21 protein-coding genes are annotated in these 22,222 nt (G+C 64.0%); 9 read left to right on the plus strand and 12 right to left on the minus strand.

The window, feature by feature from the left end:
• From BM019_RS16500 to BM019_RS16525, 6 genes are all read left to right on the plus strand, one after another.
• The gene (locus BM019_RS16500) at positions 1-261 is read left to right on the plus strand and encodes a bacteriocin immunity protein (RefSeq protein ID WP_085533390.1); all 261 of its coding nucleotides are present in this window, start codon (positions 1-3) and stop codon (positions 259-261) included.
• A gap of 164 nt (positions 262-425) precedes the next feature.
• Entirely contained in the window at positions 426-1,601 is a 1,176-nt protein-coding gene (locus tag BM019_RS16505) for a tetratricopeptide repeat protein (RefSeq protein WP_092418928.1), read from the plus strand.
• 69 nt (positions 1,602-1,670) lie between these two features.
• The gene (locus BM019_RS16510) at positions 1,671-2,795 is read left to right on the plus strand and encodes a polysaccharide deacetylase family protein (protein ID WP_092418929.1); all 1,125 of its coding nucleotides are present in this window, start codon (positions 1,671-1,673) and stop codon (positions 2,793-2,795) included.
• A 209-nt stretch (positions 2,796-3,004) separates the two neighbouring features.
• Positions 3,005-4,939 carry a RecQ family ATP-dependent DNA helicase gene (locus tag BM019_RS16515; RefSeq protein ID WP_092418930.1) on the plus strand — a complete coding sequence of 645 codons (1,935 nt, stop codon included), beginning with the start codon at positions 3,005-3,007 and terminating at the stop codon, positions 4,937-4,939.
• Between the two features lie 112 nt (positions 4,940-5,051).
• On the plus strand, positions 5,052-6,284 hold the full coding sequence (locus BM019_RS16520; RefSeq protein ID WP_092418931.1) for a 3-hydroxyacyl-CoA dehydrogenase: 1,233 nt from the start codon (positions 5,052-5,054) through the stop codon (positions 6,282-6,284).
• Positions 6,285-6,351: 67 nt separating this feature from the next.
• A complete protein-coding gene (locus BM019_RS16525) occupies positions 6,352-6,783 on the plus strand; it encodes an acyl-CoA thioesterase (RefSeq protein ID WP_092418932.1) in 432 nt (143 codons plus the stop codon).
• Between the two features lie 130 nt (positions 6,784-6,913).
• Here BM019_RS16525 and BM019_RS16530 read toward each other — a convergent pair whose 3' ends face one another.
• The 4 genes from BM019_RS16530 to BM019_RS16545 form a co-directional block, all read right to left on the minus strand.
• Positions 6,914-7,396 carry a glycine zipper domain-containing protein gene (locus BM019_RS16530; RefSeq protein WP_007931726.1) on the minus strand — a complete coding sequence of 161 codons (483 nt, stop codon included), beginning with the start codon at positions 7,394-7,396 and terminating at the stop codon, positions 6,914-6,916.
• A gap of 346 nt (positions 7,397-7,742) precedes the next feature.
• Positions 7,743-10,091: an FdhF/YdeP family oxidoreductase gene (locus BM019_RS16535; RefSeq protein ID WP_092418933.1), complete on the minus strand. Its 2,349-nt coding sequence runs from the start codon at positions 10,089-10,091 to the stop codon at positions 7,743-7,745.
• Positions 10,088-10,927: a formate dehydrogenase accessory sulfurtransferase FdhD gene (gene fdhD, locus BM019_RS16540; RefSeq protein ID WP_092418934.1), complete on the minus strand. Its 840-nt coding sequence runs from the start codon at positions 10,925-10,927 to the stop codon at positions 10,088-10,090. The genes BM019_RS16535 and fdhD overlap by 4 nt, the downstream gene beginning before the upstream one ends.
• Positions 10,928-11,021: 94 nt before the next feature.
• Positions 11,022-11,909 carry a LysR family transcriptional regulator gene (locus BM019_RS16545; RefSeq protein WP_062823986.1) on the minus strand — a complete coding sequence of 296 codons (888 nt, stop codon included), beginning with the start codon at positions 11,907-11,909 and terminating at the stop codon, positions 11,022-11,024.
• A 137-nt stretch (positions 11,910-12,046) separates the two neighbouring features.
• On the opposite strand from BM019_RS16545, the gene lysM reads away from it, so the two are divergent.
• Entirely contained in the window at positions 12,047-12,487 is a 441-nt protein-coding gene (lysM, locus tag BM019_RS16550; RefSeq protein ID WP_009041716.1) for a peptidoglycan-binding protein LysM, read from the plus strand.
• 119 nt (positions 12,488-12,606) lie between these two features.
• On the opposite strand, the gene yrfG is transcribed toward lysM, so the two are convergent.
• The gene (gene yrfG, locus BM019_RS16555; RefSeq protein WP_007931717.1) at positions 12,607-13,269 is read right to left on the minus strand and encodes a GMP/IMP nucleotidase; all 663 of its coding nucleotides are present in this window, start codon (positions 13,267-13,269) and stop codon (positions 12,607-12,609) included.
• An 89-nt stretch (positions 13,270-13,358) separates the two neighbouring features.
• On the opposite strand from yrfG, the gene nudE reads away from it, so the two are divergent.
• Entirely contained in the window at positions 13,359-13,925 is a 567-nt protein-coding gene (gene nudE, locus BM019_RS16560) for an ADP compounds hydrolase NudE (protein WP_007931715.1), read from the plus strand.
• 11 nt (positions 13,926-13,936) lie between these two features.
• Complete coding sequence (cysQ, locus tag BM019_RS16565; protein ID WP_092418935.1) at positions 13,937-14,764, plus strand: 3'(2'),5'-bisphosphate nucleotidase CysQ; 828 nt, start codon at positions 13,937-13,939, stop codon at positions 14,762-14,764.
• Between the two features lie 123 nt (positions 14,765-14,887).
• Here the strand turns inward: cysQ and BM019_RS16570 are convergent, their stop codons facing one another.
• The 7 genes from BM019_RS16570 to rfbB form a co-directional block, all read right to left on the minus strand.
• On the minus strand, positions 14,888-15,343 hold the full coding sequence (locus BM019_RS16570) for a YiiD C-terminal domain-containing protein (RefSeq protein WP_062823983.1): 456 nt from the start codon (positions 15,341-15,343) through the stop codon (positions 14,888-14,890).
• A 50-nt stretch (positions 15,344-15,393) separates the two neighbouring features.
• On the minus strand, positions 15,394-16,794 hold the full coding sequence (locus BM019_RS16575; RefSeq protein ID WP_062823982.1) for a sigma-54-dependent transcriptional regulator: 1,401 nt from the start codon (positions 16,792-16,794) through the stop codon (positions 15,394-15,396).
• Positions 16,791-18,599, minus strand: a complete 1,809-nt coding sequence (locus BM019_RS16580) for a sensor histidine kinase (RefSeq protein ID WP_009041721.1) — start codon at positions 18,597-18,599, stop codon at positions 16,791-16,793. Before BM019_RS16580 ends, BM019_RS16575 begins: the two co-directional genes overlap by 4 nt.
• Positions 18,600-18,778: 179 nt before the next feature.
• Positions 18,779-19,660: a dTDP-4-dehydrorhamnose reductase gene (gene rfbD / locus BM019_RS16585; protein ID WP_092418936.1), complete on the minus strand. Its 882-nt coding sequence runs from the start codon at positions 19,658-19,660 to the stop codon at positions 18,779-18,781.
• Complete coding sequence (rfbC, locus tag BM019_RS16590; RefSeq protein ID WP_009041723.1) at positions 19,657-20,202, minus strand: dTDP-4-dehydrorhamnose 3,5-epimerase; 546 nt, start codon at positions 20,200-20,202, stop codon at positions 19,657-19,659. Before rfbC ends, rfbD begins: the two co-directional genes overlap by 4 nt.
• Entirely contained in the window at positions 20,199-21,074 is an 876-nt protein-coding gene (gene rfbA / locus BM019_RS16595; protein WP_092418937.1) for a glucose-1-phosphate thymidylyltransferase RfbA, read from the minus strand. Before rfbA ends, rfbC begins: the two co-directional genes overlap by 4 nt.
• Positions 21,071-22,153 (minus strand): dTDP-glucose 4,6-dehydratase, encoded by a 1,083-nt coding sequence (gene rfbB, locus BM019_RS16600; RefSeq protein WP_092418938.1) that lies wholly within the window; start codon positions 22,151-22,153, stop codon positions 21,071-21,073. The genes rfbA and rfbB overlap by 4 nt, the downstream gene beginning before the upstream one ends.
• Positions 22,154-22,222: the final 69 nt, after the last annotated feature.

Consider the following 22,222-nt stretch of genomic DNA (forward strand, 5'->3'; position numbering starts at 1 on the left):
ATGAAGCTCAAAAGCCGGCTGGAAGACTATACCGAGGATGAGTTCATGACTTTGCTGAATACTCTGTTCAATGGGGAAAGTGACACGGAAGCTGACTACCAGAGCCTCGTCGATCACATCGATAAGATGATTCAGCACCCGCGTGGAAATGGGATTCTCTTCTACCCCGACGAGGGTGTGGACGATAGTCCTGAAGGTGTAATCGGTGTCGTTAAAGCGTGGCGAGCGGCTAATGGTTTGCCCGGTTTCAAATCTGTCTGAAAAGGTTTTGCCATCCCGGCCCCTCAGCAAACTTCAGGAGTTCCCGCAGCCCCCATCTTTCCCAATGGATTAGCAAGCACATCCCGAAAAACCTGTGTATCGTGCCCGCCAAATCTGCCGGGCGCCCTTGTGCGCCGACTTCATACACTTAAAGGGAATTAGGTATGCGATTGTTTCGCGTGACTTCGATTTTTTCGTTGTGGGCATTGGCGTTTTCGGTGACGGCGCAGCAGCTGCCGGTCGAGGTGCTGAGTGCGGTGGTCAAGGACCAGAAGATCGCCGACGCCGAAGTGCTGGTGCAGCGCAATGGCGCACAGAGCGTGGTTGGTCGTACCAATGCTCAAGGCCAGGTGACCCTGACCACCGACTTTGCCGATGACCCCAGCAACCTGCTGATCATCAAGAAACCCGGCTATTCCAACCTGGTGGTCAAGTGCCCGTGCAGCGGCATGACCTATGCCATCAGCCCGGTGATGCAGAACCTCGACGGTCTGCGCGTGGTGCTGACCTGGGGCGCGAACCCCAGCGATCTCGATTCGCACATGATCTTCCCGGGCAACAACATCTACTTCCGCAACCAGCAAGGCGATGACGCCCACCTGGACGTCGACGATGTCGACAGCTACGGCCCGGAAACCATCACCCTGGAAAAGAAACACTACGGCGAAAGCTATGTGTACGCGGTGCATGACTACAGCAACCAGGGCCGCCCGGCGTCCCGCCAGCTCTCTGCCAGCCAGGCCAAGGTGTTCGTGTACATGGGCCAGTCGCTGGTGCGCACCTACTACGTGCCGCAGGACCGCAGCGGTAACCTGTGGACCGTGTTCCGCATGACCGGCAATGGCGACTTCCAGGACATCAACACCCTCAGCGGCGTGACCGTCGATGCGCAGGACGTGCTGAACGAAGTATCGCCGCTGCTCGACGACAAAGTGGAAGTGGCCGCTGTCGCCGTCAGCAGCAGCGCGCAAGCCGATGCGAAAACCCTGAACCGCAAGGGCGAAGAGGCTTACCACGCCGGTAACCTGCAGCAGGCCATCGACTTCTACCGTCAGGCCATCGAGCTGAACAACGGCTACGGTCAGGCCTACAGCAACCTCGGCCTGGCCTATCAGAAAGCCGGCAACACTGCCGAGTCGATCTGGGCCAACCGCAAGGCCATCGCCCTGGCCAGCGGCAACTCGGCGGCCACCGTGCGCGCCAGTTCCTACTACAACATCGCGCGGATCTACGAAGCGGCCGGCCAGTTCGCCGATGCGCTGCGTCACTATCAGTTGGCCAAGCAGCAGAAGGCCAACCCGGTGTACGACAAAGCCATCGAGCGTGTGCAAAACCGTTGATTCACGGGTGTTGATCTGACCCCCATAACGCGCCGTCCCACGGCGCGTTATGCATTTATGGAGGTTGTTATGCGGGTTCTGGTTGTTGCATTGATGTTGTCCCTGTGGACGGCCGTTTCCCAGGCTGCCGGCCCGATGGTGTTCGCCACTATCGACCGCAGCACCTGGCCGGGTTCGCTGGCCACGCAAGCGGGCTTCGATACCGCCTCGCGCGCGGAAATCCTGATGTTCGGCAAGGTCCTGCTGGCCAGCGAGGCGCTGGACGATGCGAGCCTCAAGCAGCGCCTGGGCGTCAAGGCGCTGGACCATCATTCGGTCGAGCAAGTGCGCGATCGCTTCTGGATACGCCTGCTCAGCAGTTACCACAGCGCCAGCCAGGACTGTGAAGGTGCCGCCTTCTGCCCGCCGGTGCGTAACCTGGATGACTTGCGACAACTGGCCCAGGGCTTCACCGGGACGGTCAGCCCGGCCTATGACGCCTGGACCCAGGCAAGCCGGCAGTTTCATGAGCAGTATCTGAACGAACAGCTGCGCCTGGCGGCGTTGTTCCCGAAGATCAGCAGTGAGATCGAGCGTTTCGACAGCGCCGAGCTGATGGGCGACGAATTGACGGATCGGCAGTTTCTACTGACCTTTGACGACGGCCCGACGGCCGCGGGTGGCCACACCGATACGCTGGCCAACGTGCTGCGGGCCAATGACCTGCACGGATTGTTCTTCGTCCTGGGCGAGCCGTTCCAGGCACGTCTGCGCAAGTCGTCGCCGGCGCAAATGCGCGAGTTGTACAGCGGTCAGTGCGTTGCCCTGCATGGCTGGGCGCACAAGTCCCACAGCGCCTGGAGCGAATGGCAGCAGTCCATCACCCGTTCCGCGACCCTGGTGCGTGGCACCTTGCCGGATGACTACCAGCCGCTGTTCCGTCCGCCTTATGGCCAGCGTTCGAGCGACAGCCCGGCGTTCTTCAAGGCTCAGGGCATCAAGGTAATGCTCTGGGGCGTCGACTCCCAGGACTGGAGCAAGAGCATCAGCGCCAGCGCGGCGAGCCAGCGGGTGCAGACGCTGATGCTGCTGTGGCGCCGGGGGATCATTCTGTTCCACGACATTCACAACAAGGCGCCTGCCGCAGTGCCGGCGCTGATCGCCGCGAACAAGAGCAATGGCGTGAAGTGGGTGGATTGCCGCGCGACGCGCTAAGAGCACGATTTCTATCGCGAGCCATCGCGCATCGACCGGTGCCCGATGGCTTGCGATACACCCTGAAAAACTCCGCGTCATCCCCAGCCGAACGCCGTTCTCCGTCCCCCTGTATCATCCCGTATCCTTTTCCTCCCGACCTTTTCTCGACCCGCTGACTGGCCGCGCTAGGCTTCAAGGCACGTCAGCGGTCAAAGGAGTGACAGCTCATGCACAACACCCTCGAACAGGTCTTCGGTTATCCACAGTTCCGTCCCGGCCAGGAGGCGGCGGTCAGCGCCGTGCTGGCCGGGCGCTCGGCGGCGGCGATCTTTCCCACGGGCTCCGGCAAGTCGCTGTGCTACCAGCTGCCGGCCTTGCTGCTGCCGCACCTGACCCTGGTGGTCTCGCCGTTGCTGGCGCTGATGCAGGACCAGCTGGCGTTCCTGCAGCGGCACGGCATCGCCGCGGCGAGCATCGATTCGGCGCAGAGCCGCGACGACGCCAACGAGGTCATGGCGCGGGCGCGCTCCGGTGAGCTGAAGATCCTGATGATCTCGGTGGAGCGCCTGAAGAACGAGCGTTTTCGTAACTTCCTGCAGCAGGTGCGGATCTCCCTGCTGGTGGTGGACGAGGCGCACTGCATCTCCGAATGGGGCCATAACTTTCGCCCCGACTACCTCAAGCTGCCGGACTACCAGCGCCAGTTCAATATTCCCCAGGCACTGCTGCTGACCGCTACCGCCACGCCCAAGGTGATCGCCGACATGCAGGCGAAATTCGCCATCGCCGGGCAGGATGTGGTGACTACCGGTTTCTACCGGCCCAACCTCAACCTGCTGGTGGAACCGGTGCGCGGCCAGGACAAGCGCCGGCGCCTGGTGCAGTGGATGAGCGAGCGTCCCGGGCAGCCGAGCATCGTCTATGTCACCTTGCAGAAAACCGCCGAGCACATCGCCGAGCATCTGAGTCGCAACGGCATTCAGGCCCAGGCTTATCACGCCGGTCTGCCCCATGAGCAGCGCGAAGCCATCCAGCGTCAGTTCATGGCGGGCCAGTCCAATTGCATCGTCGCCACCATCGCTTTCGGCATGGGCATCGACAAGAGCGACATCCGCAATGTGGTGCATTTCGACCTGCCCAAATCCATCGAGAACTACAGCCAGGAAATTGGCCGCGCCGGGCGTGATGGCCAACCTTCGGACTGCCTGGTGCTGGCCAACCGCGACAGCCTCAACGTGCTGGAAAACTTCGTCTACGGCGACACGCCGGAGCTGGAAGGCATTCGTTGTGTGCTGGACGAGTTGCAGGGCGCCGCGCCTGACGGGCAATGGGAATTCCTGCTGGGGCCGCTGGCGGACCAGAGCAACATTCGCCAGCTGCCGCTCAAGACCTTGCTGGTGCAGCTGGAGCTGCGTGGCCTGATCGCGCCGCGTTATGCCTACTTCGCCGAATACCGCTTCAAGTTCCTTGAGGAACCGCAGGCGCTGCTGGCGCGTTTCGAAGGTGAGCGCCGCGACTTCGTGGCGGCGATCATCGAGACCTCCAGCCGTGCCCGAACCTGGGCCACGGTGAATTTCGACGCGCTGTATCAGCAGCATCAGGCCGAGCGTAACCGGGTGGTGAAGGCCCTGGACTACTTCCAGGAAAAGGGCTGGGTCGAGCTGGAAAGCAAGCAGATGACCGAGGTCTACAACCTGCTGGAGACGGGCTGCGATGCCGCGACCCTGAGCCAGCAACTGCACGCCTACTTCAAACAGCACGAAAGCAGCGAGATCGCGCGGATCCACGCGATGCTCGCACTGTTCGCCACCGAGCAGTGCCTTGGGTATCGCCTGGCGCAGTATTTCGGCGACGACCAGGCACCGCGGCGGTGCGGGCATTGCTCGGTATGCCATGGCCAGGTGGCCCGCCTGCCGGAGCCGCCAGCCTTGCCCGCGCTTGTGGATAAAAACTTCGAAGCGCTGTGTGGCGAATTTATCCACAGGCACCACCAATACAGCGGCACGGTTCCAGGGGCGGAACGGCTGACGCGCTTTCTCTGTGGGATCAGCGTGCCGCTGTTCACCAAACTCAAGGCGCGGTCGATCCCGGGTTTCGCGGTGCTCGAGGATTATCCCTACGCCGAAGTGCGCGATTGGGCCGAACATCACCTCCAGGATTGATACCTGCCCGATCCATCTGCTGAATGCCGCTCATCACAGGAATAAATTTCAAAAATGCCCTGGGCCTGATTATGGTGGTTTGCGTCTTTGAGCCACCTACAGGGGAGCCACTATGAGCCAGATCGATATTCAGCGCGCCGCGGTGATCGGTGCCGGGACCATGGGCCGCGGGATCGTGATGTGCCTGGCCAATGCCGGGGTCGCGGTGCAGTGGGTGGACAACAATCCGCAGATGCTCGAACAGGCGCTGACAGCGGTGACCGAGACTTATGCACACAACGTGCGTCAGGGGCGGATCGATCAGGCAGAGGCCGATGCGCGCCGGGCCCGGATAAGCGCGGCGGCGGATTATCCGGCGATCCGCGATGTGGATCTGGTGATCGAGGCGATCTACGAGAACCTCGAGCTGAAGCAGCAAATCTTCCGCGAACTCGATGGCCTGCTCCAGCCGCGGGCGATCCTCGCCAGCAATACCTCGGCGCTGGATATCGACGCCATCGCCGCGGTCACCCGGCGCCCAAGACAGGTGCTGGGTCTGCACTTCTTCAGCCCGGCCCACATCATGAAGCTGCTGGAAATCGTGCGGGGCGCCGCGACTGCGCCGCAGGTGCTCGAGGCTGCGCTGGCGCTGGGCGAGCGCATGGGCAAGGTCAGTGTGGTGTCCGGCAACTGCCCTGGATTCATCGGCAACCGCATGTTGCGCACCTATGTGCTGGAGGCGCGCAAGATGTTGCTGGAAGGGGCTTTCCCTTATCAGGTGGATGCCGCATTGCAGGGTTTCGGTTTTGCCATGGGCCCGTTCCGCATGTACGACGTGGTCGGCATCGACCTGGAATGGCGCGCCCGGCAGCTGGCCGGCAAAGGCCAGGAGGCGCACGAAGTGCAGGTGGATAATCGCCTGTGCGAGGCGGGTCGTTTTGGCCAGAAGAGTGGCAAGGGTTATTACCACTACGAGCCCGGCAGCCGTCAGGCCGAGCACGATGTGCAGGTCGATGCCCTGGTTCAGGAAGTCAGCGAAGGCCTGGGCTACCGTCGTCGCGACATCGGTCCCGAGGAAATCCTCGAGCGCTGCCTGCTGGCGCTGGTCAACGAAGGCGCGAAGATTCTCGAGGAAGGCATTGCTGGCTCGGCCCACGACATCGACCTGGTGTACCTCAACGGTTATGGCTTTCCGGCGGACAAGGGCGGGCCGATGAGCTGGGCGGACCGGCAGGGGCTGGTGTCTATCCAGCAGGGGCTGCTGCGGCTGCAAGCCGAGTCGGGCGCGCACTGGAAGCCGGCGCGGTTGATTGACGAGCTGGTGCAGGCTGGCAAAGGGTTTGCCGATCACCGGGCCATCGGTTGAAATAGGCGTCGCCTGATCGACCCCATCATGGTTGCCTTCCAGACACCTCGCCTTCGAGAACCCGCCAATGACCGACCGTATGCCGCAACGCACCGACTACCGCCACTTCCAGCCCATCATCACGCGCTGGCACGACAACGATGTGTACGGTCATGTGAATAACGTCACCTACTACAGCTTCTTCGACACGGCGGTGAACACCTACCTGATCGAGGAGGGCGGCCTGGATATCCATGACGGCGAGGTGGTGGGCTTCGTGGTGAGTTCGGCCTGCGATTACTTTGCCTCGATCGCTTTCCCCGAGCGCATCGAGATCGGCCTGCGCGTCGGCAAGCTGGGCAGCAGTTCGGTGCAGTACGAGCTGGCGGTGTTCAAGGCGGGGGAAACCGATGCCTGCGCGGCGGGGCGCTTCGTACATGTGTTCGTCGATCGGGCATCGAATCAGCCGGTAGGGATTCCCGCCGGGCTGCGTGCAGCACTGGAACGCTTGCTGGTGTAAGGCACAAAAAAGACCGCAGCCTGCTTCGGGCGGCTCCTTGGGGTTCATCCCGGGGGTGATGAACCCTGTCTGGCAGGAGCTGCCGTCAGGCTGCGGTCTTTGTGTCAGCGGGGTGCGACCGTTTCAGGTCTTAGTCGCGCCAGTGACGTTTGTGCTTGCGATGCCCGTAGGCATGGCCACGACCTGGATGGCCGTCGCGGTAGTAGCGACGGTCGTCGTAGTCGCGATCGCGGTAACGGCGATCGTCACGATCGCTGGAGTTGCCCATGTGGTTACCCAGTGCGCCGCCGACGCCACCGCCCGCGGCTGCGCCGATCAGGCTGCCAGTGGTGCCCCCCACGCTGCGACCGACCACGTTACCGCCGGCTGCGCCCAGCGCGCCACCGATAGCGGCTTCGCCACGGCTGCGTCTGTCGGCACCCACGGCACTGCCGCCCGCGCCGCCCAGTGCGGCACCGATGGTGGAACCGGTGTTGCCACCAATCGACTGACCGACGACCGAGCCTAGAACCCCGCCCAATGCGCCGCCCACACCTGCTTCTGTGGTGCCGCCGGCAGAGGCGACGCCGCTGACCAGGCCAAGGGACAACAAGAGAATCGAGGAGAACTTCATAGAGGAGCCTCAAAGGGATGACGGCGCGATCCTGAGGCTGTGTTGAGGCGCTTACAATCGAAATCCGACGAATAGCACGAGTTGTACACAATCTCGTAACTTATTGTTTTTAGTAGGGAACTTATCCTGTTTTTGCGAGTCTGTAGCTACTTGGAAAAGGCCGCTTCTGGATGGAAGCGGCCTTTTTTGTGCCTGCGATTTCGCCGCTGCTGGAACTTCCTGACTGTAGCCGCTGCCGCAGGCTGCGATCGGCTCCGTAGGAGACGTTGCTCTTGAGGGCCCTGGAAGGCGCTGCGCGCCTTATCGCAGCCTGCGGCAGCGGCTACAGGGCCAGCGATTTCGTCGATCAGGCCGACCGGGCCATGATCAAGCCGCTGTCGCTGGCCGCTTCCAGGCGGATCGCGACGAACTTCGAGGTCGGGGTGTAGCTGCCGTCCCCGATACTTTCCAGCGGCACCAGCGGGTTCACCTCGGGGTAATAGGCCGCGGCCTGCCCAGCCGGAATATCGAAGGCCAGCAGGGTGAAACCCTTGACCCGACGCTCGCGGCCGTCATCCCACAACGAGACGATGTCGGCTTTCTGCCCTGGCTTGAAGCCCAGGCGGATGATGTCGGCTTCGTTGACGAACAGCACGTCGCGCTGGCCCTTCACGCCACGGTAGCGGTCGTCCAGGCCGTAGATAGTGGTGTTGTACTGATCGTGGGAGCGCATCGACTGCATGATCAGGTCCGGCAGCTGCCCGGTGGCGCGGGTGCGTTCGTGCACCAGATCCCTGGGCAGCAGGTTCGGGCGGAAATTGGCGCGGCCCGACGGGGTGTTCCAGCGCCGCGCGCCGGCCGAGTTGCCGAGGTAGAAACCACCAGGGTTTTTCACTCGCTGGTTGAAGTCCTTGAAGCCGGGAATGGTGTCGGCGATCAGGTCGCGGATACGGCTGTAGTCGGCCACCAGCCAGTTCCAGTCCACCGGGTGGCTACCCAGGGTAGCGGCGGCGATGCCGGCGAGGATTGACGGCTCTGAGCGCATCTGTGGCGACAGCGGCTGCAACTGGCCGTTGGAGGCGTGGACCATGCTGAAGGAGTCTTCCACGGTCACCGCTTGTGGGCCTTCGCTCTGCAGGTCGATGTCGGTGCGGCCCAGGCACGGCAGGATCAGTGCTTCCTTGCCGTGGGCCAGGTGGCTGCGATTGAGCTTAGTGCTGATCTGTACGGTCAGGTCGCAGTTGCGCAGGGCCTGGAAGGTCCGCGGGCTGTCCGGGGTAGCCTGAGCGAAGTTGCCGCCCAGGCCGATGAAGACTGTCGAACGGCCTTCGAGCATGGCGTGGATCGCCTCGACCACGTTATGGCCGTTCTCGCGCGGCACCTTGAACTGGAAGCGCCGCTCCAGGGCGTCGAGGAAGGCCACCGGCGGCTGTTCGTTGATGCCCATGGTGCGGTCGCCCTGCACGTTGCTGTGGCCGCGCACCGGGCACAGGCCGGCGCCCGGACGGCCGATATTGCCGCGCAGCAGCATCAGGTTGGCGATCTCCTGGATGGTCGGCACCGAGTGGCGATGCTGGGTGATGCCCATGGCCCAGCACATGATCACGTTCTTGCCCTTGGCGTACATGCGCGCCGCGCGCTCGATCTCCACCAGGGGCAGGCCGGACTGCTCGACGATGTCGTCCCATGGGGTGTCGTCGATGATGCTCAGGTAATCCAGCACGGCGGCGGTGTGTTCGTTGAGGAAGTCGTGATCGAACACCGCCGGCGCACCAGTCTTCTGGGCGTCGCGTTCCCACTGCAGGAGGAACTTGGCCATGCCGCGCACCACCGCCATGTCGCCGCCCAGGGCCGGGCGGAAGTAGGCGGTGTTGGTCGGCTTGTTGCCGTTGGTGAGCATTTCGATCGGGTGCTGCGGATGCTGGAAGCGTTCCAGGCCGCGTTCTTTCAGCGGGTTGATGCACACCACCTGGGCCCCGCGTTTCACCGCTTCGCGCAGCGGCTCGAGCATCCGAGGGTGGTTGGTGCCGGGGTTCTGGCCCCAGACGAAAATCGCATCGGCATGCTCGAAGTCGTCGAAGGTCACGGTGCCTTTGCCGACGCCGACGCTTTGTGCCAGGGCCACGCCGCTGGCTTCGTGGCACATGTTCGAGCAGTCGGGGAAGTTGTTGGTGCCGTAGGCGCGCACGAACAGCTGGTACAGGTACGCCGCTTCGTTGCTGGCGCGGCCCGAGGTGTAGAACTCGGCCATGTCCGGGCTGGGCAGTGCCCGCAGGTGCTTGCCGATCAGGGCGAATGCGGCTTCCCAGCTGATGGGCTTGTAGCGGTCGGTTTCGGCGTCGTAGCTCAGGGGCTCGGTCAGGCGGCCCTGGTATTCGAGCCAGTAGTCGCTCTGCTCCAGCAGCGAGCTGACGCTGTGCTTGGCGAAAAACTTGCCATCCACACGGCGTTTGGTGGCCTCCCAGTTCACCGCCTTGGCGCCGTTCTCGCAGAACTTGACCATGCCGCTTTCCGGCGAGTCGCCCCAGGCGCAGCCCGGGCAGTCGAAACCGCCGTTCTGGTTGGTCTTGAGCATCATGCGCAGGTTTTTCAGGGCGTTGTCACTCGTCAGCCAGGCCTGGGCGACGCTGATGAGCGCGCCCCAGCCGCCGGCCGGGCCCTTGTAGGGCTTGTAGCGCGGGGTGGGTGTCTGGTCGGCTTGGTGATGAGTGGTCACGCTTGTTTCTCCATCGCAGGGCTATAGACCCGTGGCGCACTTTTTTGCGGCAGGTGAATGAGGTTGAGGTTGTGCCGGCGTGCCCATTGCAGGGCCAGGCCGGTGGGTGCGGACAGGCTGACCAGGGTCTGGATGCCGGCACGCAGGACTTTCTGGATCAGTTCCAGGCTGCACCGGCTGGTGACGATGGCCACGCCGCCGGCAGTGGCTATGTTCTGGCGGATCAATGCGCCAATCAGCTTGTCCAGGGCGTTGTGCCGGCCGATATCTTCGCGCCCCAGCAGCAGCTCGCCCTGGGCGTTCATGAACACCGCCGCATGCACCGCGCCGGAGTGCTGGCCCAGGGGCTGGAAGGCGCTGATGCGCTGGCGCAGGCCATCGAGCCACTGGGCGGGCGGCAACGGCGCGCCGGGCAGCACCTTGAGGTCCGGCAGGGCCTGTTCCACGGCTTCCACGCCGCACAGGCCGCAACCGCTGGTACCGGCCAGTTGCCGGCGTTGTTGCTTGAGGTTCCAGAAGGCGCGGCTGGAGATCTGCACCTGGGCGTACTGGGCCGAACCGCTGCCGCTCAGTTGCAGGTCGTAGATGTCCGAGGCGTCGCCGATGATGCCGCTGCCGAGGCTGAAGCCGACGATGAAGTCTTCCAGGTCGCTGGGGGTGACCAGCATCACGGCCTGGCTGATGCCGTTATAGGCGATCGCCAGCGCGACTTCCTCGGCGAGCGCGGTGCTGGCCGATTCCGTGTGGTCGAGGTTGCTGTAGCGGTAGTTCTGACTGGCGGCGGGCGCGGGCGTTTTCGCAGAAGGCGTCGCGCAAGCCGGGCGCTGGGGTTTCATGGGGCATCACCGGCGGAATATCCAGCCCTAAGACTAAGCGCGTCAAAGTGTCGCGTCTAATTGCTAGTACTGATGTGCCGATAGATGGCGTCGATCAAGACTCGCTCGGTGATTTCTGCTGCAGGGCGAAGCATGCCTCGGCCAGGGCCGAGCGCGGTGCGCTGCGGCGCATAATCAGGCCCAGGTGCGCCAGGGTGTTGGCGTCTGCTATGGGCTGCAGGCGCAGGTGCTCGGTGAGGGCTTCCAGGCCGCCGTCCAGCGGCATGATCGCGCAGCACAGGCCGCCATGTACGGCTTGTAGCAATTGATGCACGGCATCGGTCTGCAGTAGCGGTTGTGGGGTGAGGCCGCGGCTGTGGAAGTTATGGTCGATGGACTGGCGAAAATGCATGCCGCTGGTCAGCATGCCCAGCGGCAGTTCGATCACGGCCTCCCAACTCAGGGGCTGCTCGCCGAAGCTGAAGAAGCGTTGGTCGTAGAGCAGGCCCATGCGGGTTTCGCCCAGGGCCAGGGCTTCGAAGCGTTCGCTGTCCAGGCGCTCCAGGTAGGAAACGCCGATATCCAGGCGATTGCTCGCCAACTGTTCGAGGATCTGCTCGGAACTCAGCGCCGACAACTCGAAGCGCACATTCGGGTGCGCCTGGTGCAGGCGCTGCATCAGTGGCAGCGGGTCGAAGCTCGACAGCGGCACCACCCCCAGGCGCAGGGTGCCGACCAGATTGCCGCGACAAGCGGCCGCCTCGGCCTGCAGCCCGTCGTAGGCGGCCAGCACGCTGCGGGCCCAGGCCAGCACCCGTTCCCCCGGAGCGGTGAACCCCTCGAAACGCTGGCCGCGGTTGACCAGCGACAGCTCGAGTTCTTCCTCGAGGTTGCGCAGGCGCATGGACAGGGTCGGCTGGGTGATGTGGCAGCGCGCGGCGGCCTGGCCAAAGTGGCGGGTTTCGTCGAGAGCGATGAGGAATTTCAGCTGCTTGATGTCCATCTTCGCTTCCTGGGCGCGGGGGAGGCGATTCTAGCGTGCTTGCCGTGCACAGAGTCATTGGTCGATTTTGAACCTCGTCTCTCAAGGCTGGTCTAGTCTTTCGCGTCTGGACCTATTAAACCCAAGGAGTGTGCACCATGAGTATTTTTAGCTTTGTGAAAGAAGCGGGCGAAAAGCTTATTGATTTGTTGACGCCGGGTAACGCCAATGCGGGCGAACAGCTGAAGGAGCACATCGCCAAGGTCGGCCTGGGTAACCCCAACGTCCAGGCTACCGTGGAAGGCGACAAGGTCATCGTGACCGGTGAAGTGGCCAGCCAGGAAGAGAAGGAAAAGATTCTGCTGGCCGTGGGCAACATCGAAGGTGTCGGCAGCGTCGACGATCAGATCACCGTCACCGGTCCTGTGGCTGCCGCCGCACGTTTCGTCACCGTGAAAAAAGGCGACACCCTCAGCGCCATTTCCAAGGCCGTGTACGGCGACGCCAACAAGTACAACAAGATCTTCGAGGCCAACAAGCCGCTGCTGTCGCACCCGGATAAGATCTATCCGGGCCAGGTACTGCGCATTCCTGAGTAATGCTCGGTCTGTAGCCGCTGCCGAAGGCTGCGATAAGGTCCGAAGGACCTTTGGCGATCAACATCGCTACGACCTTTTCACGGTCGATTGCAGCCTGGGGCGGCGGCTACAGGATTGCTCTACAGCCCCTCGATCAATGCTCGATAATCCCCCAGCGCGGCAAACTCTGCCGTGTCTTTCGGCCCCTTGCGGCTGTCCGGTTCACTCACCGCCAATAGATGAGCCACGCCGAAATCCCGCGCGCTACGCAGGATCGGCAGGGTATCGTCGATAAACAGGCTGCGTGCCGGATCGAAGCCGATATCCGCTTGCAACGCATCCCAGAACTGCGGGTTCTCCTTGGCGAAGCCGTAATCGTGGGAACTGATCAAACGTTCGAAATAGGGCGCCAGCTCGACTTTTTCCAATTTCAATGACAACGAATCGCGGTGCGCATTGGTGATCAGCACCACGCGTTTGCCAGCCTGCTTGATCGCCGCGAGAAAGGTGTCGGCGTCCGGGCGCAGGGCGATCAGGTGGGCGGTCTCCAGCTTCAGTTCGCGCACCGGCAATTTCAGTTCGGCGCTCCAGAAGTCCAGGCAATACCACTGCAACTGTCCGGCGTTACGCTCGAACAGCGGCTGCAATTCCATTTCCGCCATGGCGCGGCTGACGCCATGCAGCTCGGCATAGCGCTGGGGCAGGTGCTCCATCCAGAAGTGGTTGTCGTAGTGCAGGTCCAGCAAGGTACCGTCCATATCCAGCAGAACGGTATCGATGTCGCGCCAGGGCAGTGAAGGCATGGAAAACGTCTCGAACGGTAGAAAGATATCCGACACAAACAATCGGGAAAGCCGCGTTATAGTAGCGCGTTCACGCCAAGGAGCCTTTTATGCGCCAGAAACCCACCGTACTCGCCCGCGAGATCGTCGCCACCAGCCGTCTGTTTTGCGTCGAAGCGGTGCAGTTGCGCTTTTCCAACGGTGTGGAGCGCACCTACGAGCGCCTGGTGGGCAAGGGCGCGGGCTATGGTGCGGTGATGATCGTGGCGATGCTCGATGCCGATCATGCGGTGCTGGTCGAGGAATATTGCGGCGGCACCGACGCCTACGAGCTGTCGCTGCCCAAGGGCCTGATCGAGCCTGGCGAGGATGTGCTGGCCGCCGCCGAGCGTGAGCTCAAGGAGGAAGCCGGTTTTGGCGCGCGGCAACTGGAACACCTGACCGAGCTGTCGTTGTCCCCCGGCTACATGAGCCAGAAGATCCAGGTGGTGCTGGCCACCGACCTCTACGAGGAACGGCTGGAAGGCGACGAGCCCGAGCCGATGCGCGTGGACAAGATCAACCTGCGCGAGCTGTCGAGCCTGGCGCAGAATCCGCAATTCACCGAGGGCCGCGCCCTGGCCGCGCTGTATCTGGCCCGCGACCTGCTGACCCAGCGCGGCGCCTTCCAAGCATGAGTGAACCATCGATGAATTTTCCCCATCCGTTGCTGGCGCCGGTGATCGACCTGGCCTTGCAGGCGTGCGAGGCGATCCTGCCGTTCTGGCGTGCCAACGTCGCCGTCACCAGCAAGGCCGACGAGTCGCCGGTGACTGCCGCCGACCTGGCGGCCCATCACCTGATCGTACAAGGCCTGACCGCGCTGGACCCGAGCATCCCGGTGCTCTCCGAAGAAGACGCCGACATTCCCCAGGACGTGCGTGCCGGCTGGCAGCGCTGGTGGCTGGTGGACCCGCTGGACGGCACCAAGGAGTTCATCTCCGGCAGCGAAGAGTTCACCGTCAATATCGCCCTGATCGAAGACGGCCGGGTGGTGTTCGGCGTGGTATCGATGCCGACCAGCGGTCGCTGCTATTTCGGCGGCGCCGGCCTTGGGGCCTGGCGCGCGGACAAGGGCCAGGCGCCGGTGGCGATCCACGTGCGTGACAGCCTGACGGCGGGCGAAGCCTTCACCGTGGTCGCCAGTCGTCGGCATACCAGCCCCGAGCAGGAGCGTCTGCTGGCCGGGTTGAGCGCGACCCTGGGCGAGTTGCAGCTGGCGAACATCGGCAGCTCGTTGAAGTTCTGCCTGCTGGCCGAAGGCGCGGCGGATTGTTATCCGCGACTGGCGCCGACCTCGCAGTGGGACACCGCGGCGGCCCAAGGCGTGCTGGAGGGCGCTGGAGGCGAGGTGCTGGATCTGAGTGGCGCGCCGTTCTGCTACCCGGCGCGGGAGTCGCTGCTCAATGGCTTCTTCCTGGCGCTGCCGGCCAAGGCCGCATGGCGTGGGCGCTTGCTGGAGCTGGCGCGCGGCTGATCCTTGTAGCCGCTGGCGTAGCCTGCGATCGGCTGCGCAGCAGTCGTAAACGGCCAGCGCGGTGTGTCAGACAGAATATCGCCAGTCGGCCCACGATCGCAGGCTGCGCCAGCGGCTACAGGCTCAGCGGTGCAGCACGTATTGCCCGGTGAAGCGCACCGCATCTTCATCGCTGCCGGCATTCACCACCCGGGTGTGCAGAATCAGCCGCGCGCGGCCGTAGCGCTCATACATGGTCAGGAACCTGTGCCACACCTCTTCGCTCGGCGCGGCGCAGATGGCCGTGGCGTCGCTGGTCACCGGTAGCGGGTAGTTGATCTGCCCTTCCTGAATCACGATGTGCCCGTCGTCGATCCCCGCTTCTTTCAGCCGCAGATGCAGCCAGCCCCAGCCGGCCAGCACCGCGCCGCAATACAGGCTGCCGCCGAACATGGTGCTCTTGTGATTGACGTTGGCTTCCAGCGGCAGTTGCAGGCGCAGCTCATGCGCGTGCCAGTCGAGCACTTTCAGGCCCATGTCCCGCGTCAGGGGAATGTCGTGATGGAGGATGGATTCCAGGTGACGACTGTCGCGGTTCATGCAGGGCCTCGGTGGTGAAATGGTGCATTAACAAGATTAGTCGGCATCGCTCACTCGCTATCGTCGCCACCAGAGCTGGCGCCGCTGTCGCCGAAGCTCAGGCCGTGTTTGCGCAGTTTGTCATGCAGGGTCTTGCGCGGAATACCCAGGGCTTCGGCGAGGCTGCGCAGCGAGTTGTGGGAGCGGGCCAGCTCGGCGGCGATCAGGCTCTTTTCGAAGTTCTCCACCTGCTCGCTCAGGCCGCCCTCGACCACCGTCGGCGCCGGTTGTGGGCTGCCGTCCGGCGCGCTGTTGTCCAGGGCCAGTTCCAGGCCGAGGGCGAAGCGTTCGGCGGCGTTCTGCAGTTCGCGCACATTGCCCGGCCAGCTGTGGCGCAGCAGCAGGGCGCGCTGCCCCGGTTGCAGTTCGTGGGGCGGCAGGCCGTGGCGGGCGCTGGCCTCGTCGGCGAAATGCTGGAACAGCAGCAAGGCATCTTCGCCACGCTCGCGCAACGGTGGAATACGCAGCGGTGCGACATTCAGGCGGTAATACAGGTCGGCGCGAAAGCGCCCCTGGTCGGCCGCCTGGCGCAGGTCTTCCTTGGTCGCGGCGATGATGCGGATGTCCAGCGGGATCAGTTGATTGCCGCCCAGGCGCTCCACCACCCGCTCCTGCAGCATGCGCAGCAGCTTGACCTGCACGTCCAGGCTCATGCTTTCGATTTCATCGAGGAACAGCGTGCCGCCGTTGGCGAATTCGAACTTGCCGATGCGGCGTTTCTGCGCGCCGGTAAAGGCCCCCGGCTCGTGGCCGAACAGTTCGCTTTCGACCACCGATTCGGCCAGGGCGCCGGCGTTGATCGCCACGAACGGGCCGTTGCGCCGGCTCGACAGATCATGCAGCGCCCGCGCCACCACTTCCTTGCCGGCGCCGGTCTCGCCGAGGATCAGCACGTCGGCCTTGGTCGCCGCCAGGGCGCCGATCTGTTCACGTAAACGCAGGATCGGCGCCGACAGCCCGACCAGCCGCGCGCTGAGCTCCTGGCGATCGCTCAGGGCCAGGCGCAGGCTGCGGTTGTCCAGCACCAGGCGGCGCAGGGCCAGGGCGCGGCGCACGCTGTCGAGCAGGGCATCGCTGGCGAAGGGTTTCTCCAGGAAGTCATAGGCCCCGGCGCGCATCGCCTGCACCGCCAGCGGCACATCGCCGTGGCCGGTGATCAGCAGCACCGGCAGCTCAGGGTCCTGGCCGTGCAGTTCGCCGAGCAGTTCGAGGCCGTCCATGCCGGGCATGCGGATGTCGCTGACCACTACCCCCGGCCAGTCGCGCTCCAGGCGCGCGGCCAGGCCCTGGGCTTCGCCCAGCGGCAGGATCTTCAGCCCGGCCAGGTCCAGGGTCTGGCTCAGGGCCTGGCGCAGGTGCGGATCGTCGTCGATCAACACCACCTGCACGTCACTGGTGATCGGTGTACTCATACGCTGCGGTCCTCGGACGGTTGCAGGCTCACTCCCGGCGCGCCGGCGCGCAGCCGCAGGGTAATCAGGGCGCCGCCTTCGCGGTGGTTGGAGAACGACAGTTCACCGCCAAAGGCGCGCATCAGGGTGTCGCAGATCGCCAGGCCCAGGCCAAGGCCCTGGGTGCGGGTCTTGGTGGTGTAGAAAGGCTCGCCGGCGCGGCCCAGGGCCTCCATGCAGAAGCCCGGGCCGTTGTCGCGAATGTACAGATTGACGCCCGTGGCGGTGGATTCGGCACTCAGCCAGAGTTTGCGCGGCGGGCCTTTTTCGGTCAGCGCGTCCAGGGCATTGGCCAGCAGGTTGCCGAGCACCTGGCGCAGCCGCGTCTCCCCGGCCTCGACCCACAGGGTGGCCGCCGGCAGGTCGCGGATCAGCTCCACTTCCATCGCCCGTCGGCGCTTGGCCAGCAGCGCCAGGGCGTCGTCCAGCGCCGGTTGCAGGGCGACGCTTTCCGGCGCGTGGCGGTCGCGGCGGGCAAAGGCGCGCAGGTGGGCGATGATCGAGGCCATACGCCCGGTCAGCTCGCTGATCAGCTTGAGGTTGCCGCGGGCGTCCTCGGTGCGCTGGTGGTCCAGCAGCACCTCGGCGTTTTCCGCGTAGCTGCGGATCGCCGCCAGCGGCTGGTTGAGCTCATGGCTGATGCTCGCCGACATGGTGCCCAGGGCCGAGAGCTTGCCGGCCTGCACCAGGTCGTCCTGGGCGCGCACCAGTTCCTGCTGGGCGTGTTCGCGCTCCAGCACTTCCTGCCTGAGGCGGCGGTTCAGGCCTTCCAGGTCGCTGGTGCGTTCGGCCACGCGCATTTCCAATTCGCGCCGGGCCTTGGCTTCGAAGGCGATGCGCTCCAGGTAGTGGCGACGACGCTGCATCATCAAGCCGAGCAGCAACATCAAGACCAGCAGCGTGGCGCCGCCCACCGCCACCACGGTGCGCACCGGGCGATCGATCAGGGTACGCGGGGCGAGGATGCTCACGCTCCAGCCGGTTTCGTCGATCTGCCGGGTCTGGGTCAGCCAGGCGTTGGAGTCGAGGTTCAACGGCCGTGGATCGCGGGTTGGGTAGGGCTGGATGGCGACGATGGCCTGGCTTTCGTCTTCAGTCAGCGGGCGGGTCGAGCGGAAACGCCATTCCGCGCGCGAGGTGAGGATCACCACGCCATTGTGGTCGGTGACCACCAGTTGCTCGGGGGTCTTGCCCCAGAGACTTTCGGTGTGGTCCAGGTCGACCTTGACCACCAGCACGCCGATGATTTTCTCGCCGTTGCGCACGGCGGCGGCGAAGAAATAACCGCGCTTGGCCGAGGTGGTGCCCAGGCCGAAGAAACGCCCCAGGCGCCCGGCCATGGCTTCGCTGAAATAGGGGCGGAAGGAGAAATTGCGGCCGACGAAACTGTCGTGCTTGTCCCAGTTGGACGCCGCCAGGGTGTTACCGGAGGTGTCCATCAGGTACATCACTTCGGCCCCGGTCTGGGCACTGATGTTTTTCAGCAGGCGGTTGGCGTTGCCCTGGGTCACACCGTCGTCCGGCGCGCCGAGGACCGCACGCAACGCCGGCAGCTCGCCGAGAATCTGCGGCAGCACCTCATAGCGGTGCAGGGTGCCCAGCAGGTTGGCGACGTAGAGGTCGAGGGTCTGGCGGTTCTGGCCCGCCAGTTCGCTGCGGTAATAACGCTCGGCCAGGTGCTCCAGCGGCCACAGCAGCGGCGCCAGGCACAGGGCCAGCAAAGCCAGGCTACGCCAGCGGGGGCGTCGGGGGAGAGGTGGAGTCATGGGGACGATGCGCCTGTGGGTACAGGCGCATTATGCCTAGGTTCTATACGTAAACTGCCTGCGCGACGATCATGCCGCGTTAAAAACAGGCTCGGAATGCTCATGTAGGCCCCTACACTCCGCTTCCTCACCTGTTTTTGCCTTGCCTGATCGCCGCTCGGCGACTTTCCGTACAGAACCTAGCCCTGCCCGGCAAGACACTCGTGCAATGCGCTGCGCCACTCAGGCTGGCGCACGCCCCACTCGCGCTCCAGGCGGCGGCAATCGAGGCGCGAGTTCAGCGGCCGTGGCGCGGGTGTCGGATAGGCGCTGGAGGGGATCGCCTCCAGGGTCGCGCAGGTTTTGCCTTGGGCCAGCAGGTGCTCGCCAATGGCCTGGGCGAAGCCGAACCAGGAGGTCTCGCCAGCAGCGGTCAGGTGATAGGTCCCCCAGGCTCCTGGCTGGCCGGCCTGCCAGCGCTCGATCAGGGCGGCGGTGCTGGCGGCGATGGTGCCGGCCCAGGTAGGCGCGCCGATCTGGTCGGCGACCACGCGCAAGTGCGGTTTTTCCTGCAGCAGGCGTTGCATGGTCAGCAGGAAGTTCTTGCCGATGTTCGAATACACCCAACTGGTGCGCAGGATCAGGTGTTCACCACCTGCCGCGCCGATGGCCCGTTCGCCGGCGAGTTTGCTCTGGCCGTAGACGCTCAGCGGGTTGGGTTCATCGTCTTCGGTGTAGGGGGCCTGCTTGCTGCCGTCGAAGACGTAATCGGTGGAGTAGTGAATCAGCGGGATACCCAGTTCCCGCGCTTCCTCGGCGAACACGCCGGGGGCACTGGCATTGATCGCAAAGGCCAGGTCCGGCTCGCTCTGGGCCTGATCGACGGCGGTGTGGGCGGCCGCGTTGATGATCAGCTGCGGGCGCAGGCTGCGCACTTGCTGGCGAATGGCGTCCGGGTTTGTCAGGTCGAGCAGGCCGCGCCCGGGCACGATCAATTCATGCTGGTTTCCCAGGCGCTGTTGCAGGGCCTGGGAGACCTGGCCGTGCTGGCCGCTGATCAGGATCTTCAAGCGGCCACTCATGGGAACAGCTCGGCTTCACTGAGCAATTTGCCGGCCTGATCCTTGGCCGAGAGCTGCGCCGGGCCTGTGAGTTGCCAGTCAATGGCCAGGGTCGGATCGTCCCAGCGAATGCAGCGTTCGGACGCCGGGGTGTAGTAGTCGGTGGTCTTGTAGAGAAACTCGGCGTACTCGCTCAGCACCACGAAACCATGGGCGAAGCCTTCCGGTACCCACAGCTGGCGATGGTTGTCCGCGGACAACCGCACCCCGACCCACTTACCGAAGTGCGGCGAGCTGCGACGGATATCCACCGTCACGTCGAGCACTTCGCCGGCGACTACCCGCACCAGTTTTCCCTGGGTGTTTTCGATCTGGTAGTGCAGGCCACGCAGCACGCCCTTTTGCGAGCGCGAATGGTTGTCCTGGACGAACTGGGTGCGCACGCCGGTTGCTTCTTCGAACGCCTTGGCATTGAAGCTCTCGTAGAAAAAACCGCGTTCGTCGCCAAAGACCTTGGGTTCGATGATCAGCACGCCGGGCAGTTCGGTGGCCAGGACCTTCATTGGGTTTCTCCCGCCAGGCTGTAGAGGTATTGGCCGTAGCCGGTCTTGCCGAAGTACTTGGCGTGTTCGAGCAGATGCTCGCGGTCGATCCAGCCCTGGTTGTAGGCGATTTCCTCGAGGCAGGCGACTTTCAGGCCCTGGCGATGCTCGATGGTCTGCACATACTGCGAGGCTTCCAGCAGGCTGTCGTGGGTGCCGGTGTCGAGCCAGGCGAAGCCGCGGCCGAAACGTTCGACGCTGAGGTCGCCGCGTTGCAGGTAGGCATTGTTGACGTCGGTGATTTCCAGTTCACCGCGCGCCGAAGGCTTGACCGCCTTGGCGATCTCGACCACTGAGTTGTCGTAGAAATACAGCCCGGTCACGGCGTAGCTGGACTTGGGGTGCAGAGGCTTTTCCTCGATCGAAAGGGCATTGCCCTGTGCGTCGAAGTCGATCACGCCAAAGCGCTGCGGGTCCTTGACCCAGTAGCCGAAGACCGTCGCCCCGGACGGTTTCGCCGCGGCGTTCTGCAGCTTCTCGGTGAAGTGTTGGCCGTGGAAGATGTTGTCGCCGAGGATCAGGCACACAGGGTCGTCGCCAATGAATTCCTCGCCGATCAGGAACGCCTGCGCCAGGCCGTCCGGCGACGGTTGTTCGGCGTAGCTGAAGCGCACCCCGAACTGGCTGCCGTCGCCCAGCAGGTTGCGGTACTGCGGCAGGTCCTGGGGGGTGGAGATCAGCAGGATGTCCTTGATGCCGGCCAGCATCAGCACCGAGATCGGGTAATAGATCATCGGTTTGTCGTAGACCGGCAGCAGTTGCTTGGACACACCCAGGGTGATCGGGTGCAGGCGGGTGCCCGAGCCACCCGCCAGAACGATACCTTTCATCATGCGATCAGATCCTTGAAGTCAGTGAAACCGAGGCGTTGCCCTTGGTAGCTGCCGTCCTGCACGTGCTGGCACCATTCCTGGTTGTCCAGGTACCACTGCACAGTCTTGCGCAGGCCGCTGGCGAAGGTTTCTTGCGGCACCCAGCCCAGTTCGCGCTCGATCTTGCCGGCGTCGATGGCGTAGCGCAGGTCATGACCGGGGCGGTCCTGGACGTAGGTGATCAGGTCGGCGAATTGTTTCACACCTTCAGGTTTTTGTGGCGCCAGTTCTTCCAGCAGTTGGCAGATGCCGCGCACCACGTCGATGTTTGTCTGTTCGTTGTGGCCGCCGATGTTGTAGGTCTCGCCGACCACGCCTTCGGTCACCACCTTGAGCAGGGCGCGGGCGTGGTCTTCGACGAACAGCCAGTCGCGCACTTGCAGGCCGTTGCCGTACACCGGCAGCGGTTTTCCGGCCAGGGCGTTGAGGATCACCAGCGGGATGAGCTTTTCCGGGAAGTGGAACGGCCCGTAGTTGTTCGAGCAGTTGGTGACCAGTACCGGCAGGCCGTAGGTGCGCTGCCAGGCGCGGACCAGGTGGTCGGACGCGGCCTTGCTGGCGGAGTAGGGCGAGCTGGGGGCGTAGGGCGTGGTTTCGGTGAACAGGTCGTCGACGCCGTGCAGGTCGCCGTACACCTCGTCGGTGGAAATGTGGTGGAAACGGAAGGCGCTTTTTTCCGTCGACGGCAGGGCCTGCCAGTAGGCGCGGGCGGCTTCCAGCAGGCTGTAGGTGCCGACGATGTTGGTCTGGATGAAGTCCGACGGACCGTCGATGGAGCGGTCGACGTGGGACTCGGCGGCCAGGTGCATGATCGCCTGGGGCCGGAAACGCTCGAGCACGGCGCTGACGCTGGCCTGGTCGACGATATCGGCCTGGACGAACTCGTAGCGGGTGTCGGCGGCGATACTCGAAAGCGACTCCAGGTTGCCTGCGTAGGTCAGCTTGTCGAGGTTGAGCACCTCGTGTTCGGTGTTGCGGATCAGGTGGCGAATCAGCGCCGATCCAATAAAGCCGGCACCGCCGGTAACGAGAATGCGCATATGGGTAGGCCTTCTTCCCTAAGACATGGAGTCGCGAATGGAGCATAGCTTGTCGGCAGCCAGCGGCCG

The organism is Pseudomonas sp. NFPP07 (assembly GCF_900115645.1).
GTDB lineage: Bacteria > Pseudomonadota > Gammaproteobacteria > Pseudomonadales > Pseudomonadaceae > Aquipseudomonas > Aquipseudomonas chlororaphis.

What these genes read in the sequence shown, in the direction of transcription:
- BM019_RS16500 (WP_085533390.1), top strand. Translation starts at nt 1, where the DNA reads ATGAAGCTCAAAAGCCGGCTGGAAGACTATACCGAGGATGAGTTCATG.
- BM019_RS16505 (WP_092418928.1), top strand. Translation starts at nt 426, where the DNA reads ATGCGATTGTTTCGCGTGACTTCGATTTTTTCGTTGTGGGCATTGGCG.
- BM019_RS16510 (WP_092418929.1), top strand. Translation starts at nt 1,671, where the DNA reads ATGCGGGTTCTGGTTGTTGCATTGATGTTGTCCCTGTGGACGGCCGTT.
- BM019_RS16515 (WP_092418930.1), top strand. Translation starts at nt 3,005, where the DNA reads ATGCACAACACCCTCGAACAGGTCTTCGGTTATCCACAGTTCCGTCCC.
- BM019_RS16520 (WP_092418931.1), top strand. Translation starts at nt 5,052, where the DNA reads ATGAGCCAGATCGATATTCAGCGCGCCGCGGTGATCGGTGCCGGGACC.
- BM019_RS16525 (WP_092418932.1), top strand. Translation starts at nt 6,352, where the DNA reads ATGACCGACCGTATGCCGCAACGCACCGACTACCGCCACTTCCAGCCC.
- BM019_RS16530 (WP_007931726.1), bottom strand. Translation starts at nt 7,396, where the DNA reads ATGAAGTTCTCCTCGATTCTCTTGTTGTCCCTTGGCCTGGTCAGCGGC.
- fdhD (WP_092418934.1), bottom strand. Translation starts at nt 10,927, where the DNA reads ATGAAACCCCAGCGCCCGGCTTGCGCGACGCCTTCTGCGAAAACGCCC.
- BM019_RS16545 (WP_062823986.1), bottom strand. Translation starts at nt 11,909, where the DNA reads ATGGACATCAAGCAGCTGAAATTCCTCATCGCTCTCGACGAAACCCGC.
- lysM (WP_009041716.1), top strand. Translation starts at nt 12,047, where the DNA reads ATGAGTATTTTTAGCTTTGTGAAAGAAGCGGGCGAAAAGCTTATTGAT.
- yrfG (WP_007931717.1), bottom strand. Translation starts at nt 13,269, where the DNA reads ATGCCTTCACTGCCCTGGCGCGACATCGATACCGTTCTGCTGGATATG.
- nudE (WP_007931715.1), top strand. Translation starts at nt 13,359, where the DNA reads ATGCGCCAGAAACCCACCGTACTCGCCCGCGAGATCGTCGCCACCAGC.
- cysQ (WP_092418935.1), top strand. Translation starts at nt 13,937, where the DNA reads ATGAATTTTCCCCATCCGTTGCTGGCGCCGGTGATCGACCTGGCCTTG.
- BM019_RS16570 (WP_062823983.1), bottom strand. Translation starts at nt 15,343, where the DNA reads ATGAACCGCGACAGTCGTCACCTGGAATCCATCCTCCATCACGACATT.
- BM019_RS16575 (WP_062823982.1), bottom strand. Translation starts at nt 16,794, where the DNA reads ATGAGTACACCGATCACCAGTGACGTGCAGGTGGTGTTGATCGACGAC.
- BM019_RS16580 (WP_009041721.1), bottom strand. Translation starts at nt 18,599, where the DNA reads ATGACTCCACCTCTCCCCCGACGCCCCCGCTGGCGTAGCCTGGCTTTG.
- rfbD (WP_092418936.1), bottom strand. Translation starts at nt 19,660, where the DNA reads ATGAGTGGCCGCTTGAAGATCCTGATCAGCGGCCAGCACGGCCAGGTC.
- rfbC (WP_009041723.1), bottom strand. Translation starts at nt 20,202, where the DNA reads ATGAAGGTCCTGGCCACCGAACTGCCCGGCGTGCTGATCATCGAACCC.
- rfbA (WP_092418937.1), bottom strand. Translation starts at nt 21,074, where the DNA reads ATGATGAAAGGTATCGTTCTGGCGGGTGGCTCGGGCACCCGCCTGCAC.
- rfbB (WP_092418938.1), bottom strand. Translation starts at nt 22,153, where the DNA reads ATGCGCATTCTCGTTACCGGCGGTGCCGGCTTTATTGGATCGGCGCTG.